The organism is Anaplasma ovis str. Haibei (assembly GCF_002214625.1).
GTDB classification, from domain to species: Bacteria; Pseudomonadota; Alphaproteobacteria; order Rickettsiales; family Anaplasmataceae; genus Anaplasma; species Anaplasma ovis.
Genome location: NZ_CP015994.1, coordinates 536,304 through 555,792, shown reverse-complemented (window position 1 = coordinate 555,792; position 19,489 = coordinate 536,304). Strand labels below are relative to the sequence as shown.

Annotated in this window: 10 protein-coding genes; 4 read left to right on the top strand and 6 right to left on the bottom strand. The window is 48.0% G+C overall.

The window, feature by feature from the left end:
* Positions 1 to 1,059 carry an NADH-quinone oxidoreductase subunit NuoH gene (nuoH, locus tag AOV_RS02295; protein WP_075138968.1) on the top strand — a complete coding sequence of 353 codons (1,059 nt, stop codon included), beginning with the start codon at positions 1 to 3 and terminating at the stop codon, positions 1,057 to 1,059.
* 102 nt (positions 1,060 to 1,161) lie between these two features.
* Here nuoH and ankC read toward each other — a convergent pair whose 3' ends face one another.
* Together ankC and AOV_RS05310 are read right to left on the bottom strand one after the other, a co-directional pair.
* The gene (gene ankC / locus AOV_RS02290) at positions 1,162 to 10,635 is read right to left on the bottom strand and encodes an ankyrin repeat domain-containing protein AnkC (protein ID WP_233497222.1); all 9,474 of its coding nucleotides are present in this window, start codon (positions 10,633 to 10,635) and stop codon (positions 1,162 to 1,164) included.
* A 471-nt stretch (positions 10,636 to 11,106) separates the two neighbouring features.
* On the bottom strand, positions 11,107 to 11,691 hold the full coding sequence (locus AOV_RS05310) for a ribosome hibernation promotion factor (protein WP_075138966.1): 585 nt from the start codon (positions 11,689 to 11,691) through the stop codon (positions 11,107 to 11,109).
* 101 nt (positions 11,692 to 11,792) lie between these two features.
* Here AOV_RS05310 and AOV_RS02280 point away from each other — a divergent pair, with 101 nt between their 5' ends.
* Positions 11,793 to 12,683 (top strand): RNA polymerase factor sigma-32, encoded by an 891-nt coding sequence (locus AOV_RS02280; RefSeq protein WP_075138965.1) that lies wholly within the window; start codon positions 11,793 to 11,795, stop codon positions 12,681 to 12,683.
* Between the two features lie 2 nt (positions 12,684 to 12,685).
* Positions 12,686 to 13,210 (top strand): invasion associated locus B family protein, encoded by a 525-nt coding sequence (locus AOV_RS02275; protein ID WP_233497221.1) that lies wholly within the window; start codon positions 12,686 to 12,688, stop codon positions 13,208 to 13,210.
* 143 nt (positions 13,211 to 13,353) lie between these two features.
* Here the strand turns inward: AOV_RS02275 and AOV_RS02270 are convergent, their stop codons facing one another.
* Together AOV_RS02270 and AOV_RS02265 are read right to left on the bottom strand one after the other, a co-directional pair.
* A complete protein-coding gene (locus tag AOV_RS02270) occupies positions 13,354 to 15,210 on the bottom strand; it encodes a hypothetical protein (protein WP_075138964.1) in 1,857 nt (618 codons plus the stop codon).
* Between the two features lie 449 nt (positions 15,211 to 15,659).
* Positions 15,660 to 16,361, bottom strand: coding sequence for a hypothetical protein (locus AOV_RS02265; RefSeq protein WP_233497220.1), 702 nt, complete (start codon positions 16,359 to 16,361; stop codon positions 15,660 to 15,662).
* Positions 16,362 to 16,700: 339 nt separating this feature from the next.
* On the opposite strand from AOV_RS02265, the gene AOV_RS02260 reads away from it, so the two are divergent.
* Entirely contained in the window at positions 16,701 to 18,245 is a 1,545-nt protein-coding gene (locus AOV_RS02260) for a YifB family Mg chelatase-like AAA ATPase (protein WP_075138963.1), read from the top strand.
* A 45-nt stretch (positions 18,246 to 18,290) separates the two neighbouring features.
* Here the strand turns inward: AOV_RS02260 and dnaQ are convergent, their stop codons facing one another.
* On the bottom strand, positions 18,291 to 18,986 hold the full coding sequence (gene dnaQ, locus AOV_RS02255; RefSeq protein ID WP_075138962.1) for a DNA polymerase III subunit epsilon: 696 nt from the start codon (positions 18,984 to 18,986) through the stop codon (positions 18,291 to 18,293).
* A complete protein-coding gene (gene nuoE, locus AOV_RS02250) occupies positions 18,976 to 19,485 on the bottom strand; it encodes an NADH-quinone oxidoreductase subunit NuoE (protein WP_075138961.1) in 510 nt (169 codons plus the stop codon). The genes dnaQ and nuoE overlap by 11 nt, the downstream gene beginning before the upstream one ends.
* Positions 19,486 to 19,489: the final 4 nt, after the last annotated feature.

The following is a 19,489-nucleotide window of genomic DNA, read 5'->3' as shown; positions in this document are numbered from 1 at the left end:
ATGGGTGTTCTTCAGAGCTTACTCACTTATCTATCTTCGGTCGGACCGTTGATTTTTGTCATGCTGTCCGCCATGGTAGGGGTCATGGTGTCTGTTGCGTATCTTGTATATATGGAGCGCAAAGTCATAGCCTTTATGCAGCTCAGGCACGGCCCAAGCGTTGTTGGGCCACTTGGCCTACTTCAACCGTTTGCCGACGCGCTAAAGCTGGTAACCAAGGAGAGTATTATTCCGCTACGATCAAGGAATTTTGCTTTCTTCATCGCTCCCGTCATCACGTTTACCCTTGCATTATCTGGGTGGGCGGTCATACCCTTTGGAGTCAGTACGTATGTGATCAATGGCGTCGAAACCTCTATTCCCGCAGCTATTGCGAATATCAATCTGGGGGTTTTGTACATCTTTGCCGTGTCTTCTCTAGAAGTTTACGGAATCATAATGGCGGGGTGGTCCAGTGGTTCAAAGTATGCATTCCTAGGCGCAATCAGATCTGCCTCCCAGATGATTTCGTACGAGGTGTCCATGGGGCTGGTTGTCCTGTCGGTGTCTGTAGCAACAGGATCTTTAAGGTTAGTTGACATTGTTGTGATGCGTCACACTATGCCATACTGGGTGGACTTGCTGCTTTTGCCTATGGCGCTTGTGTTTTTTATTTCAATACTTGCCGAGACAAATCGTCATCCTTTTGATCTACCTGAAGCCGAGTCAGAGTTGGTATCCGGGTATAATGTTGAATATTCTTCCATGCCGTTTGCCATGTTTTTTCTGGGCGAGTACGCAAACATGATCCTCGTTAGTGCTATGATGGTGATATTCTTCCTCGGTGGGTGGTATCCCCCGTTGAATATCCAGATTTTGTACTTAGTGCCCGGTTTTGTGTGGTTCTGCTTGAAAATATTGCTATTGTTGTTTTGCTTTATATGGGTCAGGGCAACAATACCCCGCTATAGGTATGATCAGCTAATGAGGCTGGGATGGAAGATATTTCTACCGTTTTCTTTTGCGTGGGTGATGGTAGTTTCCGGAGTGCTTCTATACCTAGACAAGCTACCGAAGTAGAATACGGCCTAAAATCTCCTTTGTGCGTCAAGTGGTGCAGACCTGCTCCCGTGACGGCCTCTTAGCAATGCTCAGCATGGGTGGGTTACACAACATGTAGCTCTACTGTCGCTCCATTCCCCCTTCTTTCTGTTTCACATCTGGGGTGGGGGTAGGTGCTTCAGGCAAATGCGCACCATCATGCTCTGCACATTCTTCAAGTGTTATTGCGCTCTCTGGAGAGGAGGATTGGCTTAAGCCTGCCCAATTTTCAGCACGAAGTATTTGTGCGCCTACGCTGGAGGATGTATCCTCTTCAGAGTGTTGTTGTGCTGTTTCCTGTTCAGGCCTCTCCGCCTCCCCGTTGTTAGGATTAGGTTGAGTGTTGTACAAACCTTGAGTCAGCCCTTCTATCGCACTTTCCAGCTGTTGTTGGCTGCTAGCGGATAACCGTGATAATACCTGCGCTGGCTCTGAACTCATGGAAGAAGCTGTAGAAGACCTACTGCGGGTCGAGAAAGCGCTAGACATACTGCCACTGCGCTGTCTCTCTTCCATTTGTTCCCACTGTTCCGCAATTTCTCGCACTGAGCCAGAGAAAATCTCCTGTGGACTGCTGAGCTCCGCTGTAGCATGCAAACAGATATTGGTTATGTCTTTAAGGAGCCTCTCTCCATCAGCCTTGTCAATAGCCGAACTCTCCCCAACTCCCAATTGCGGCCACGCTATACCTGATGGCGGCCTAGCCTTTTCTCGTTCCACTGCTTCTATGATCCTTGGCAGATATTCCAGAGGGATTTTCATTGTGAGGTCGTTAGAAGATCTGTGTGCAATTTCCCGGACCGACGACAGTGCGGACTTTATTTTGCCATCAACTTCCGCTCCAAATCCATAGGGTGAGCTGTACTCCTCAGAAAGTGTTTCGCCACTATCCACTATTTGTATATTATCATGAGTTACCTGTAGCATCGGGGTACCAAGCACAGCGCATCTCACGCCGTGTTCACCCATAACTTCGTTTATTGCCTGTACTGTTGCTTGTGTGCGCTCACTTTTGCCTAGCGTAGAATCGTCCGCTATGGCTTTGTATCGTAATGATAGCTGTGATGCAACATTCTCAATATTGCAGGTATCTGGTATGTCAAATGCATAGTAAGAGCCGGTCTGCTTACACACACGCATTATACTTTGCCAAGCAGTCATTGGGGATGCGACGTCCTCGCCTTGTGCAGCATCCTGGCCTTCATGGCTTTGATCTGGAGCCAATTTATTGCTGCTGTCTTGCACTCCCAGGTCGCGTAAGATATCGGCAGTTTCCTGTGAGAGCTGTGATGAGGGAGGTAGTTGCGCACTCTCAATACCGTCTAGCTCCATGCTATCCAATACCTCAGATTCGCTGCCCGCCTGCTCACCTGTGTGCGGTCCAATGTCATAACTGTGATCCCATGAAAGTGAAGAGGGGTCTTCTGGTGCATCTAGCGCATGGTAATCGTCATCCCCTTCGCTCGCAACGCCCTCGTCATCGCTTGAATATGACACGGGGCTTGCTGCCCTGCTGGCTTCTTGATTCGAGCTGTCGTTGCCGCGCATAGCATGGAGTGTATCGTCGGATTGCCGCGCGCTTGGCATCGCATACGCAACGCTGGCCTGTCTTGATCCCACGGTAATTTCCTCACACAACATGCAGGTGTTCGCAATGTCCTTCAATATCCTTTCTCCATCTGCCTGGCTAATATTAGGGGCATTCAGATCAACTCCTATAGGAGGATTATTACTGATTTTCTGCGCGGCTATCGCCAACATGGGAAGATGTCGCAGAGGCATTTTGATCGTGCAGTCCATTGAGGACCGATCGCAAACGCTTGTTATGAACTGTAGCTCCGATTTTATTTCGGCGTCAAGATTGTTTCCAAACCCATAAGGAGAGGTCCAGTTGTCTGGTATACTAATTCCTGGGTGTTGCACTACACCGTTGAGCATGATGACCGTTGGGTCTGTGCCCAAATCCTTAGAATCAATATCATACTTTTTTAGCTCCTCGGGAATTTCCTTCCTCAGTGCTTGTACAGCATCATCAGTGTGCCCATTTGTCATATGTTTATCACGAAGCGCTTTAATAGCTGCAGAAGCCGAGGCCACATCGCTATTTTCGTTGGTATTAAAAGCGTAATAGTTATCAATATCGTTGCATACACCCGTTATGCGAGCCCATTCCTGAACCCCCTGCTGCGCAAGTTGCATATTTTCGGGTACGCTAACAGTCGATGCGCCCTGCTCGGTTGCAGCAGCTGTATTGTTGACGAGTTCATGGTACTGCAGCGCGCTAGCCGTTGGTTGTGGTATAACTTCACTGCTCTGGCCGGAGCGTTGCTCTGAATTGCTGGTGCTGTCACCACCCATGCTTGCTATATCAGGAGTGCTGCCATGCGCTTCAGCGGCGCTAGGATACCGCCCATCAGTTGCACTGTGTAGCTCGGAGTCGGACGGGGACCCTCCCGCGTCATTTGCCACCTCCCCACCGTGTGCTTGTGTAACTGGGTGAGGTGTAATAGGGGATGACTCCATTCCATCTCCACGTTCAACCCCATCATACATTTGCGTTGTTTCCGTGTGCGGTAGGTCAGTTCCTGCCTGAAGAGACGCACCGCCGCTGGGGTCATTCCCTCGATTAGCGATACTGCTGCGCGGCGCAGGGCGTGGTGGCTGAGAATCCGCTGCTTCAGGCCTCAAATCAGGATAAGACGCGCGCCGTTGCCTACCATGCGTTGCATCACCTGGCTCTTTTTGCCCAGTGTCAGCGTTCCGTGTGGTGTGTGATGGCATATCTCCGTCGTGTCCGTGGCCCCCTGGGCTCTGAACCTCCCCACCGGGTGACTGTAACCCTTCTGTATGTGGCTGACCAGTCTCTGCTTGGAGAGACGCACCGCCGCTGGGGTCATTCCCTCGATTAGCGATACTGCTGCGCGGTGCAGGGTGCGGTTCAGAGTCGGAGACACCGGTGATGTAGTTCTGTAGTTGGGGTAGTTCAGAGTTTGATTCTCCCAGTCTCAAATCAGGGTAAGACGCACTCCGCTGCCTACGATGCTCTGTATCACTCCGCTCTTGTGCGTCGATGCTTGGCTCACTCCTTGCGTCTTGCATAGCGAGTGTTGCCGCATCTCCATCACGTTCAGGCCCTCGTTCTCCTGAGCGCTGTTCGCCCATATCGGGTGATTGCCCCGTTTCTTGCGTAACATCTGGGCTTCGTTCACGATCCGTTGCAACTTGTGCTAGTCGAGTTTTCCAGACACCGTTTCTTAGCGCGTCTTCCAGAGAGAATCCTCCTACGTATACCCTACAGTTGTTGAAGTTTAGCTTTTCCCCTTTGCTGCCACATTTGCTTATGGAATCAGGCGCTACGCTTATCTTTCCATCCGCATGAACCATTACGACTACTTTTTGTTCTGGGCCTTGTGCTGGCTTCCAAGATAAAGTCAGCTTCACGACGCCTTCAGTAGCCACATAGTTGCGCTTGTTGCCTACTTTTTCTACGTAACCTTTGTCTTGGCCTTGGTTAAAGTCGAATGTAGCCCTACTCAAGTTATTTCTGCTGCACAAATCACTATAGAGCAGCTTACTGGTCAATAGTGTACCACCGTCCAGTTTTATCGCTATGGTTGCGCCAGATATGTCGCAGTGTGTGGACTGACCTTGCTCCTTGCTCTTGACAAAGCGTTTGTCTGTCTCATCTTGCGCCTCTTGCTTGAGTTTGTCGTACTGTAGCCTATGCCGAGCGAGGAATTGTAGACAGCTGCTTTCTTGGCCGAATAGTGACCCCTTGAGCTCTTTTGCCATGTCGCACGCGGATAGCCCATTGTTGTTTTTGTGGTGTAGGGCTGCTCCATGGGAAACCAAAGTTTCTAAGATTTTTATGTGCCCATCTGTAATGTTCCCCCGGTTCTGCACCAAGTAGATGAGCAGGCTCTGCAATGGGGTGTTACCGTCTTTATCTAGCTGATTTATATTACTCCCGGTCTGCATTGCGGCGATGAAAGCACTGTGATCTCCAGAAGTGGCTGCTATGTGCACGCGAACATTTTGCTCAGCATCACATCCACCGACTGGGAACACGGCGTAGTTTTCGTAAATATGACGCTGAAGGGCCGCCTGGTTGGATGCCCTTACCAATATTGTGTTAAGATCGCAAAATTCGGCTATAGTCTTGGCTCCAAGCTTAGTTTCGATTGCTCTGAATACGCCATACGCGGGCTTAACAGAAGCAAGTGTCTCGAGGCAGTTTTCTCCGCGTGCATTTCTGTGTTTCAAGAGTACTTCCTTGAGCAGCTCGGGGTCTTCGTTACTCAGATTTTCCAAAAGCTCTGAGAATACTTCCTGCAACGCGTCAGCCTTGGCTATACCTATGCCAATTTTGCTCTTTGATAGCTCATTTAATACGCTCTGTATGGCGTTATTTCCCTCATGGTCTACATTGGTCAGCAACTTCCTGGTATCGCCATTTTTAATGAGCTCTTTGATATACCGTTTGTGGTGGTCGCTCAGACCCTGATGCGAAGACACAGCGTCTGATATAGCATGCAAAAATAGGGTGCGGAACGTATTGGCCGAATTTCTACTGAACTCAGGATTGTCCTTTACAAACGCTGTAAGCTGGCTCACTGCCTGTGGTTCGTAGTTCTCCCGTAGCCTGTGCTCAATTAAGGATAGTTGATCCTTAAGGAGTGACTCCCTCCTGGCGGAGTCTGCGGCTTTGTCGCGTAAAGATATGAGCCGCGCATTGTTCTCTAATATTCCCCTTACAGAGGTCCGGCTCGGAGATTGTGCAGTGCAGTGGCACCGTTCAAGTAAGTTTGTGTACAATTTGGCAAAGTGCTGGTCCTGCTGCAGCGTTTCAGGATTTTCGGCAATAAACCTTGACAGCTGCACTGGTAAGTTATCCCCTGCGGCATCGCATATGTTGGGCCTGAGCTCGCTGATTCTGTGTTCCAGCACATACTTGATGAAGTCGAGATTCTTCACGGCAATTGCGTGTTCTATGGGGGAGACTCCAGTTCTATAATCTCTAGCCGAAAACGCTTCCATGGGCATGCGACTCATACGTTCTAGGTCATGCGGTTTGACCGTTCTTGAGTTGACTATAGAAAGTAGATCCATCTGATGCCCAATAAATGTGTTTCTGGGCTGTCCCACAATCGGGCTTGCACGCTCTAGAGGATATATCTCATTAAATGAGTGCAAGGACGTACTTGTAAGCAGATTTGCCAAAGTATCATCATCCGGATTCTTGCTCTTCGCTAGAAGTTCAAGCGATAGATCTCGCTTTGCGTCAGTTTTTAATTGAGGATTGTTATCCAGGAAAGTATCGATGGCGTCATCTTGCCGTTGTAAGCATGCCCCTGCGATAGTGTCACGAAAGAAGTCGTCTCTCTTCTTACCCTCTTTGCGGCTGCTCAACCGAGAGTCGAGTTCCGGATTATTGCGTATCAGCTCCAGCATTTCTACTGTGCTTGCTTTGTCGTTGCAGTTGGCAGCATGCTCAAGGACCCCCTTACCATTCCTGTCAGCCGTGTTCAGGGAAACATTGTTTGCACTAGCACCACGAATGAGGGAGGCGAAGGCATACGTACCGTCTTCCTTCTTCATGCCACTTTGTGCGCACAAATGCGCCACGTTTTCTCCGCTATCTGTGGCAAGAGCTGGGTCACCACCGAGCGCTATGAGATTTGCGAGAATCTTGTAATTACCATTCGAAGCTGCTAGGTGTAATATGGAGCGACCATCTATACTCTGATTAATGATCTCTGTAGTGTTAGCGTTGGGTTCCCTCCCATTGCGATTTATATAGTCTTCGAGTAATTTTTCTGCCGCCTGGCAGTCTCGGGATTCCAGCGCTATCCGCAGCAGATTTTCGCTTCCTGCTTGCTGAAATGCATCAGCGTTTGCGGTTGACGCGTATCTGTCAATGGTTCGGCGATTTTCGGTGTTTAAACCCAAGTTATGTCGTAGCAGTATGCTCTTCAAAGTGTTAGCAAATTCACTGCTTTGGGAAAACGGCTCAGATTCCGGTCCGTGCTGTGTGGACGCCTCGTCGGGCCGCGTAGTTGTACTTGCTACCCTGTCTTTTTCCAGAACAGCATTTACAGTTCGATGTGCCAAGTACCGCAACATAGCCCTTCCGGCCTCGTTTTTAGGGCATACTGAAGTGGCAAAGTCATACAGAGAGTTGTGCACAGTATAGTCTTGCGCGTCATAAGTGCGCAGCAGGGTGTTGGGATTTCTGTTGAGTACTGCCTCTACTATTTGTATGTTGCCTGAGTGGATAGCAGCTTCTAATAGTGGTGTATTGTCGGGAGAGCGTTGTATGAATACTTCACATGCTTTTGGCATGTTCTGTTCTACGATGTGTGATAAATTCTCGTTCGCAAATCTGTTAAAGCTTTCCTGATCTAGGTTCGCCATGAAGAATGCCAACATATTATCTTTCAGCACGGCATATGGTGGTGTTGCGTTCGCGGAGTGCAGCTCCTGCAACATTTCCGACAGGCGCCCACATGCATCTGCCGTGCGTATGTGCCTGATCAGATCTGGATTATCGTGTTTTATCGCCTGTTTTATTAAATAATCGCGTGTTACTGCGTCTTGAGAGCTGCGCGCTGACTCTTCCAAGTCGCTAAATAGAGCGGGATTGTATAGATTATTTTCAGCCAGGTGCATCAGAAGCTGTTTAGACACTTCCGGAAACTCGTTGGAATATTTTTCCCGTATCTTCTCTAGGAGGACCTGGTGTACTTCAGGGTTGCTACTCCGGGAGGCCCGAGCCATCAGGGTTTTGGTATTGTCCATATTGCCCAACACGTCAATACGCGTGCGGGCTCCGTTTGCTTCCTGTCTAGTGTTAAATTTTGCAGCTAGATCAAACACCCACCTCATCATAGAAGGGCTGTTGTGGTTTAACGCCAGCTGAGTCATCGCGCCGCTGCCCAGAAGGCGTTCCATATCTTTGTCTTGTACTGCACCCGTGATGAATGCACATAATGCGCTGCGTGGCTCCTCACCCATGGATAGTGCTATATCCATGGGGGTTTTCCCATCGGCGTTCATTTGTAAGATTGCTTGTGTCACAAATGACGATGTATTACTGTTAGGAGGTTGTGTGGCGTGTGGTAAAGAGAAAAGGATATCCAACCTTCCAGTTTTTATCAGGGTGTGCAGTAGGTTGTCTTTGCTTGTGCCGTATTGCACGCATATTTTACCATGATCCATCTTCCCCAATAAGTGATGTGCCATGGTAAGATTACCACCCCTGATCGCGCATTGTAGGGGGGAGCCCAGGGAAGAGAAGCTTTCATAGTTGGCCCTGAAAGCCAGATTGCTGTTCCGTATTTCACCAAACTTGGACACAAGCAGGTCCATTTGTGTTGGCGTACCACGCATTGCCACTAGCGTGAAGATGCTATGTCCAGTGTTGTCCGCGTGAGCCGCCTGCTTTATGGATTCAAAAGTTTCAAAATCCTCTTTGAGGGTCGTTTTAAATTTGTGCGGATCATCCGCTGACGTTTGAAGTATGGCGACGTACTTGCGCAGCAACCCGTAGTTTTGCAACTCTTCATTGTCATTGTCAACGCGTGCACTTGGGCTATCAGCAGCTCTTGCTGGGCCCAGGTCACTCTGTCTAGGTACATATAGCTCAGCCAGACCTTTTCGCCGCTGTGGCGGCGCAGCACGTTGCTGCGACACTTGCTCCGTAAGCCCTGGATATTTTCTCTCAAGAACAGCTGCCAGTCTGTGCGCATTTTCTGGAGCTGCGTTTTGCAGTATTCTATTAGCATCGGGTGACGGAATGTTTTTGCCGCTCTGCAGTATACCGTCAACCATACTGCTAGCGGTATCCGGAGCAACCCTGGCGACCTGGACTATGCTCTCTATAGCACGCTGCAGGTCCTCGGCGTCGGTGCTTATCTCAGCATTTCTGGCGATCTTCTTATGGAATTCAATCAGGAAGTGTGTAGTCTGTAGTTGACCAGCGTCAGAAGCTATTTCCAATACGCTTTTGCCTGATATGGGATCTTCCGCATACACCGCGTCCGGTATTGCCCTGAATATGGCGCGCATTTTGTCTATGTCTCCCGTACTGGCGAGGCTTAGTGTGGCCTTTAGTACTTCTTCCCGCAATGACTGCATACCCGCCACGAGAGGGCCATCATTTGCTAAAACTTGGTTCAACAAGGCGGAGCGCCGTGACACACCATCAAGGAATTCGAATATTTTCTCCCCGTCAGATGAGCCTATCATCTTGCTCACTGCTGAGACACCGGAACAGTTGCGCTGTGATATTGCTTTTAGTATCACGCCAGTCGTGTTATTTTCTGTAGCGCGCTGGAGCATACTCAATAAGGCGTCTGCAGTTGGGTTTTTGAGAGCAAGTTCAGCTATTTTATCTACGCTAACGCAACTAGAATCGGGAAACCTAGATACCACACTGCCTAGTAGATCTGGGTTTTCAAGACTATGGCTATCCTCTAGGGCTAGGCTCGTCTCATCATTAAGGGCGCGTAGATTTTCTGGTTGTGATACTAAGTTGTTCAGTCTCCAATTAAGTTGGTAGTGCGCTGATGCAGCAGCACAACACATGAAGGTTGCTTTGTCCTCAGGTGTATCCAGTGTGTTATATAGGGCCTCCCACAGATCGGTTTTTGAATCTCCAGAGTTTAAACACCTAACCAGCCTCTCTGGGTCTTTGAGCAACTCACGAACACACTCTTTAAGTAAGGCTGGCGGGCCATCCGTTGTGGGTTGAGGACCAATAAGCCTGTTGATTATAGATTGATTATCGCTCTCCAGCGCACACATGGCCAGCTCTCGGGTGTAGCTAACATTGCCATCGCACAAATCATATATGTGCTCATTATTGGCTTCTACTGCCCTGTAGATTACCGATTTGCCTTCTCTGTCCTTAGCTAGGAGGTCTGCCTTTATGCCGTCCTGAAAATATAGATCAAATAACTTGGAGTCTTCCGCAGAAAGCTTCCTATAAGCTATGTGTAGCGGAGTTTCACCCAAGCCGTTCTTGTGGTTTAGCAAATCTGCAGCGCTCCCGCCCGCATTGCGCCCAAGTGGGGTATCTGACACCGTGTCGTGCAGATTCATGGCGAATGCGATATTGTTCCACTCGCCGGATTCACAGGCAGAATGCAAAATGTTATTGCCAGATTTATTTACTCGGTACAAAGCATGCGGATGCAGCCTCGCCAGCTTGGTGAGAGACTGCATGTCGAATTCCTGGTCTGGTCTAGTTTTCAACGCGTGAGCAAGGGGAGTGTCACCCCTGGCATTGCTAATGCCCCAGTTGACACCTTTTGTATCTAACATGGCACGCAGGTACTCTATAGGGGCTTCGAGTACCATAAATACTGGCTGGTTGCCGCTAGGATCGGCCGTATTGAGGATATCTGGAGTACAAAATTCCAGAATTGCCTTGAATGCATCCGGACTCGGAGTGGTTTTGCCCTCCGCGAGCGCGTATTGCAACAATGGTTTGTCGTCAAAAATTGGACGACACATCGCGACGGCTTTCTCCTCCGCCGGGAGCGCTTTTAACACCTTCCGGACACCCTCAGCATTGTTGGTGCGTATTGCATCCAACAACTCACTGCGGATGTCGCCAGATCCCCCCTTGCATTTGTTATTTTTCTCCGATCATTTTGATTTATGCAGACATTACATGCTAACGGATTACTACAATATTAACTGTGTTCTAGAATTACTGTGATAACGCGGAAGCTTGGACATTAGCGATTATATGTACAAAAAACAGAATAACTAAAGACTGACCCCCTCTCGAAGCCGCGAAACGGGAGTGATGCTGTATGTATTGGTTTCGATCGACATACTACCGCATACCACAGACGTTCTAACATCGAGTACTAATATCATGCGATAGCAATATTAAGAAGGACTATATACTACCTAGCTCTACCTAAAAGTGTGCACCAATGCGGACGCACCTGCCAGCGCACGCAGTGCGAAGGGGGTGCCACAGCACCCAAGCACGCCCACCGCCATCATGCGCCGCTATTTCAGTTCTTCCATTACCGTATTTGCAGGGTCAACCCAAACTATGGCATCTCCTTTGGTATATACCATATTCACCTTACCGGTTTGTGCGTTTATAAACAGTAGCGCAGGTATTGACAATAACTCCATTTCCATAGCTGCCTCTCCTACAGACATCTTCTTAAGCGATATCTCCTCCTCTATTATGAGGCGCGAGTTTTCAATGTCAGGACTGCCAGCTTCCTCGCTGCTGAATGAATATCCTTTACACTTCGCCCCGTCCTTTGTGACTCTCAATTTGCGGTGTCGATCTATTTTTTCTTTTTTGTATTTACGCAGCTTACTGGCCATGTGCGCGACTGCATCATCTACGGCTCTGTATACTGTGTCAGCACTTTTCGACGCCTTTACAAATTCGTGATGATCTTCACATATTGAAACACACGCGGTAAACATATGTGCATCTTTTGCCATAACAACTCTTGCATTAATTTCCGGACTATCCTGCAAGTACTTGCCTAAGTGGGAGACAATGCTATTTTCAACATAAGATTTTATACTTGCTGTTGCCTTGTACCCTCTGCATGCGATAATTACGTTCATTACAACATCTCTCGTACACCAGTGACCATTATACTAGCAAAGTCTTGAAAATTCACTATACTCTACCTATATGGCACCTGTATTGCTAGCAGGTGGTTGTGATGGAGGGTGCTTCTGGTATGCTCACGGCGTCGGTGTTTTCTTACATGGGGTCTGACGACCTAGTTTCGTACGTTGCCCAGGTGCGCACATTTCCCATTCTTTCTGAAGAAGAGGAAAGGCGCCTGGCGGAAAATTGGTACCGGAGAGGGTCGGTTGCTGATGCCCATAGGTTGGTTACTAGCCACTTAAGGTTGGTAGTGAAAATAGCCATGGGGTTCAAGAGCTATGGGCTCCCCATTATGGAGCTGATAATGGAGGGGAATATAGGCTTAATGCAGGCGGTGAAAAGGTTCAACCCGGACCTTGGCTTCAGGCTTGCGACATACGCTGTATGGTGGATAAAGGCGTCTATTAAGGACTATATCTTGCGCTCGTGGTCTTGCATACGTGTAGGCACGACGCAGGCACAGAAGAAGCTGTTTTTCAGCCTTAGAAAGATTAAAAAGCGGCTGCTGGGCTGCGGTACTTCTATGACCAAGCAGGAGATAAAAGCCATTGCGGAGGAGTGTGCTACTTCAGAGGAAGAGGTCGAGCGGATGGACCGGTTTTTTGCTAATCGGGATGTTTCGCTTAATGAACAGGTGCAGGGGGAGGGTTCTGTCGAGCTGCAAGATCTTGTACCCTCCTTGTTGCCCAGCCAGGAGGTTATGTATCTTGCAGACGAGGAAAGTGCTATTAAGAAGTCTATGTTTGATTCGGCCCTCTCCACTCTGGATGATAGACACCGCGACATTTTCACCAGGCGTAGGTTACAGGAACGTCCGGATACTCTAGAAAAACTGAGTGAAGAGTATGGAGTATCGAAGGAGAGGGTGAGGCAAATAGAATTGCAGGCACTTTGCAAAATCAAATCATTTATTGAAGCTAACAGGGTGAACGTGGGATGTTAATTATGAGATTTTTGGCATATTGTGGTATCCTCTGCTGTCTACCTTTTTACGGATGGTCTTCCAATGCTCTACTTGCGGGTATAGGCAACGTGTATCTGGTTGAGAAAAACAGAGATTGGAGCATATACACCGCAGTTCAGGAGGGCCAGAGGTTCTGCTATTTGTTGTCGTTTCCTGTAAAGCATGGTGATGGTGAACCCCGTGGTGATGCTGCAATAATGGTTACGAGGGTGAGCGACGTTTTTGATGAGGTCAGCGTCACGTTTGGCATCAAATATGGTAACAAGCCTGTGGTACTCACTGTCGATCAGAAAAAATCTTATTCGGTGTCTATAATTGATGATCAGGTCGCGTGGGCTGAAAACGCCGATATTGACTCTGCGTTGATAGACGCGTTTAAACGTGGCCTGAGCATGTCAGCTGTAGGATACGCCGAAGATGGCAGGAAAATCGAGAGTGTGTACTCCCTGAGGGGGTTCAGTAAATCCTATGAGAGGATGAAGAAGGTCTGCGGCGGTGGAAACTAGCCTGCAGTCTTCCCTCTGCTAGGGCGTGCCGCTGTGGTGAAAGCCTCTCCTCCCGGGTTTGTATAAAGCTCGGTTACTGCTGGGATGAGGAGGAGGGGAAACTCTTTATTTCCCGGTGCTAACTGAGCTGCTACGTGCTGTCTCTACGCGCCAATTGAGTTGTTGCCTACGCTGGTGCCGCACTCTATGGTGACTGGTATTATATAGTCGTTTTTTCCTGCAATCCCTTTTGTGCTGTTTTCGTGCTCATCCAGATTGTCCACATCCGCTGCCTCACCTTCTGCATCTTTAGGATGGCATACGAACCCAGACTCTTCCTCTGCTGCTGCGTGCCCTCCCGCAACGCGTTTCCTCTTGCAATGGGTAAACCTTGCTGTGCACCCTATCACTATGCTTATTACAAGCAGCCCAATGCCCCCAATGAGGAAGCTGTAGTTTGCTGTAGGCCCGGTGGTGACGTACAGCGAATGGTAACATATCGCACCAATGCCGCCCGCGACTGCCAACAAGGAAGCCATATAGCCCGCGTATATTAGCGCGGTACCAACTGTCCTAGATGCGCTCTTCACTCTCTCTTCAGCCACAGAATGGGCTACATCATACCCCCGCTTTGCAATTAAGAATTTGCGGAAACGTTCGTGAGTGTCTGAAAACTTTGACTGCATCAGGAAGTCAGCCAAGTACTTATAATCAGGACTCTCAACAAACTTTTGTAGGAACTTAAGGCGTGTATCTATATCTGCAGCTATTCCCATAGCCATGCTATAAACATTTGCGTTGCCATCAGGGTTCCTACACACCGCATCGTTTATGTAGTACGCTATGCTCTCGCGCGTCCTGATATCCTGCATTATCGTGTTCAGGCGCTTGATGACTACAGCGATTTCACTATAGGACAGTGGGAACTTGCAGGATTCACGTGCGTTGTGATTCTTAATCATCAAGTCCACTAAGCTTCTTCCTGCAGGGCTTGCAAGAATTCCCTCGCCTACATTTCCACAGCTTACCGCCTTCATGAGAGGGAATGAAAAGCTGCGCGCAAATGTGTAGGCAATGCTTCCATCTTCAAAGAGAATCGCTTCCATATTACACGAAGATATCTTCAAGTGCATGTTGAACAGCATTGATATAGCGGCGAGCGTATTTTGGTTGACTGCGGCACGCTTGTGTATTCGCGCACCGGTCACCAGGTTTACAAGGTGGTGCCACAAGTTGCAATCTGAAACGGAATCGCGCACTGCATCCACATCAATTGCAAGAGTAAACTCCCTACTAGATTCTCCAGTGTTACTAAACTTATGATGTGACGAAAGCCTTGAGTCAAAGTTGGATAAGAAACCCAGCAATTGGGCAATCTCGGCCGCGTTGTCTATTATGGATTCTTGGTCGAGTATGTGAGTTAGGTTACTCAACTTTTCAGAGACCACATCGCATGCTTTACTTGAAAACACCTTATACGCAAAGCATTCCAGCTCAGCAGGTGTCGATGCCTGAACCGCAGACAGGAAGGAGTTGCGAAATATCGCATATATCTTATCCCACCGTACGGCGCATCCATCGCCCGCACTCTTTTTCTTTTTCTTAAGGTTTGCAACTGCACAGTGCAGCTTCTCTACAGCCTCAACAACTGCCGAACAGTTGCCAGAGCCTGCACCTAATGAGAAAAGCAGGTCGTTAACGTGTTCAGGCATAAACGCAACAATCGAGAAGGTGTACCTGCATAATGACTCGAGCCCTTCTTCGCTCTGCACGTTTTTTGTTACTGTGTTACGGGCGCACGTGTCCCGCAATTTTTCATAGCTGACGGTTTTACCTGTCGTACTTACGGAATACAGGTACCGGAAGCCCCTGGCTCTCCTTTGTGTCTTTAGTCGGTACCTATGAGCTCGTCCCCGAAGTAGCGCGAACAATATGGATCTCACTACGGCTTCGTTTACAATACGACAATCTGCCTCAGGGCCTATTGCCTCCTCTGCGATGCTTTTGATAATACTTTTCATAGTTAGTAGGGTAGTTAGTAGGACAGGTCACCCGCATACTACGGGTATGTGCCTATGGCTGACGTAATTTGACTCTACGACAAGCTACGGGTAGAGCACACACACGCTACATTCTAGCATAAAACTGCCTACTAGTCAAAGCATAGATACTATATATGGTGTTTACATGCTATAAGACTATCAGTTTAAATAGCAAAAGTACTTCCTTTCATAGGGCAAATAAAGTATATGCCTGTTTTAGATATTTAGCTGTGCTAACTACAAATATTGTTTTGAAAATTCCCAGTGAGTCATAGATGTCTAGAGATTAGTTTAATCTCCTTAAAATGTAGAATAGGCGCACTTTACACTTCACAGCGGGTGTGATGCAGCCAGCATTTCTGCTAGCCAGTGCGCCGTATATCCTCATATGGCAGTTTTGGGTTATTGGTGTAGAAGGTGTATATTTCCTATACGGCAAATTCTACTCCCACCACGTACTTTGGAACTCCCTTGTAGTCTTCTAGGGAAAGACTTACAGGTGATATTGACTGTAAGTGTGTAACATACTGCAGTCCGGCATATATGCTAGTGATTCCACCGACTTTGTATGTAAACCCACCCATAAAACGTACCGGCATGGTGCCTTGGTCAACCTTTTCGCCGCCGATACTGGCGCCCAGGCTAAACCCCAGGTTTTGTACCAAAAGCAGGCCATTGGTTCCCCATCGCGCCTCTGTATACAAAGATGAGTAGTCACCTATGCGCTTCTTCATCTCCGCAAAGTTGTAATTATGCACAAGCTGTTCGGAGCGGTATGCATATCCGACCTCTACTGAGAAATTACCAAGCTTCTTTGTAGTAACGACATACCTTACTCCAGCCAGTGCGCTGTAGTTTTTGGTGCCTTGTGTAGCGACACCGCCGTCTTTCTGGGGTTGTAAGGGAAGTCTATCTCCCTCATGATACATGCCTAAGCGTATGCCTAAATCCGCGGTTGCAGGTCCTTCACCGCCCTCTATAGCAAATGCGGGCATGCTCGTTAGTGCTATCGTCGTGAGCGCAGCACAGCAGAAGAGCCGCGCTCGCCTTGTTATGTAAGATGTCATAGATATACTCTCGAAAAAGGGTACGCTGTAAAACGTAAGCGGTGATTTTAAATGCTTATTCATACAAAGTACTACTAACAATTTTGCAAAGTGTAATTATTTAACCAGAGTAGTAAAAATATTTTCATATTTTTACGCGGAGAATGCAGCCTTGTATGCCAAAAAATGCCCGTATTATTATAACCATACCTGCGATGATAGCCATTATACATAATATGTCATAATTCAATGTGCTGATTTGACTAGTGGGGAAGGTAGTGGTTACCTCGTGCATTACACAATTGAGGTCAGAAATTACGTTGTTGGGTGTATAGCATGTAAAAAGTCTTAAGATATTAAGATTTTTGCTAGTAACTTCAAGCATCTTTGCTACAATGGTGAGTTTATTGGGCCTTTATCGCGATGTTTGCTGATGTACACACAGTGGCGTTTATCGGGGTATGCACAGTAGATGTTGTGGTACAAGTACATGTGGCGCAAGGCCTTCCGGCATTTAACATTGTGGGCATGCCTGATAAAGTTGTTGCGGAGTCGCGAGATAGAATACGTGCAGCATTGTCTTCGGTGAAAGCCCCAATGCCGCCCAAGAGGATTACTGTTAATTTATCACCAGCAGGATTTTCTAAGGAAGGGAGCCACTATGATTTACCAATAGCCCTGGGTATATTAAGTGCCACAGGAGTGCTGAGGCAGCCTGAAAAACTTGCTTCACACATTGTGCTTGGCGAGCTTGCATTGGATGGTAGAATCACGCCTGTGTCTGGAGTTTTAGCGGCTGTAGTGCATGCGAAGAGCTTGCACAAAGGGGTTATATGCCCATGTGGGAACATGACGGAGGCCAAATTTATTCATGATATTCCAATATTGGGTCCAAGACACCTCCTGTCGCTGGTTGATTATCTCAATGAGGTTGAAGATACGGCGGAGTTATTGACGCACTCTGGTTTGCCTAGCCAAGAGCGCCAGCGTGATGATAGCCAACCCACCCAAGTTATGCCTGACATGCAAGATGTAAAAGGACACAGTGTGGCAAAACGTGCAATGGAGATTGCAGCCGCTGGGGGCCATAACATTTTAATGATTGGTCCGCCGGGCTCTGGTAAATCAATGATGGCCAAGAGGTTAATAGGTATACTTCCAGATTTAGATGCACAAGAGATACTGGAAATTAATGTTATTTATAGCATAGTGCAAAAGGGTATGCGCCACCTTGTAACTTCCAGACCATTTCGTGAACCACACAGTTCTGCGTCGCTTGCCTCGATGGTTGGTGGGGGTAGGCAGGCCTTACCTGGGGAAATAACTTTGGCCCACAATGGCGTGTTATTTCTAGATGAGCTTCCTGAATTCTCTAAATCCGTTTTAGAATCCTTGAGGCAGCCTATGGAGGATAAGCAAGTGGTGATCTCAAGGGCCAATGCCCACATAACTTATCCAGCAAACTTTCAACTTGTAGCTGCGATGAATCCATGCCGATGTGGGTATATTAATGATTTGGGCAGAAAATGTGCGAGGGCACCTAGGTGTGGCGCAGAATATCAAGGAAGAATTTCTGGGCCGATTATGAGTAGGATAGACATAAAAGTGGAAGTAGAAAATGTTAGTATGTTTGCTAATAAAGCTTATGACAACTCTATAAGTTCTGCATCAATAAAGGTGCGAGTGGTTGAGGCTAGGCTTATGCAGACAGCTAGATATGGTAACATGCGAAAGAATAATGCAACGCTGGCCGCGGGTGAAGTTGAGAAATTTATAATGCGCGGGATGACCAACTCAGCCAGTAAGCTTTTGACTAAGGTTCTCGACGTTGGGTGTCTGTCAAACAGAGATGCCTCAAAGATCCTGAAGGTTGCTAGAACGATTGCGGATCTAGCAGGGCACGGTGAGGTTGCGGAAGATCATGTGGCGGAGGCTGCAAGCTTTTCTGATTATCGCCACAGAGAGTGAGCGTTCCCGAGTTGTAATTGGCCGATATGTAGCACGGGTGGTCAGTCACTCATTCTTTAGGTACATATTCCATATTGGATCTTTCATCTTACTAATGGACTTCATGTGTAGCTCGTGCTCTAGGTCGCTTATGGCAAACTCGCGCGGGGCTTGCAACGTCGGCTTTGAGACGCTGTTCTCCTTTGCTGCCCGGTCTGGTTCTCCAATTGCGAAGCCCAGAGACCGTTGTATCCCACCACACAACTCAACATAAACTCGCGCTAGCAGAATCGCGTCTTTTAGCGCTCCGTGAAATTTACGACTGCTGGTCGAAATGTCGAATCTCTTACATAAGGCATCCAAGCTGGCTGGCATACCAGGGAATTTTCTGCGGGCCACCTCGAGCGTGTCTACAATAGGATTATCTGGCCTCGTCTTGCCTACGCGCTCCATTTCCATCTCAATAAACTTGAGATCGAACCCGGCGTTGTGTATCACTAGCACACTATCTTGCACAAAACTCAGAAACTGGTCCGCTATCTCGGCAAACCTTGGCATATCTCTTACCATATCGGTGGTGATGCCATGAATTTTTGTCGCTGCGATAGGGATATCACGCTCCGGGTTTATGTACTTGTGAAAAACCTGGCCCGTCATTACAAAGTCAACCAGCTCCACGCAACCAATCTCTATTATTCTGTCGCCTGTGGCTGCGTCCAAACCCGTGGTTTCAGTATCTAAGACTATCTCTCTAGTTGCCACTTTGCCTAAGTTTGTGTAGAATCTCCCCCATCTTTTCGGAATCTAATTCCTCGTAATAGTCGTCATTTATTTGCACAACAGGGGCATTTACGCAAGCCCCTAAACACTCAACCTCCCTGAGAGTGAAGAGGTTGTCCTTGGTGGTCTCACCAACATCAATTTTAAGCACCTTCTTGCAGGTGTTTAGTACATCATTCCCCCCGCGCAGCCAGCAAGGGGTTGTGCGACAGACTTGCACTAAGTATTTCCCCACCGGAGCAGTGTTGTACATAGAGTAAAACTCAACGACTTCCCGCACATGAACCGGACGCATATCAAGAAGATCGGCTATATAGCCTATGGCTGACTGTGGTATAAACCCCCCAGCTTGGTTCTGCACTAGATGCAAAAGCGGCATAACTGCGCTAGACTTACGATCATCAGGATAATGGCTAATATGCTTACGGGCCTCTTCCAAGTTACTGGGTGTAAATTCAAATTTCTCCGGATTTTGATCCATAACC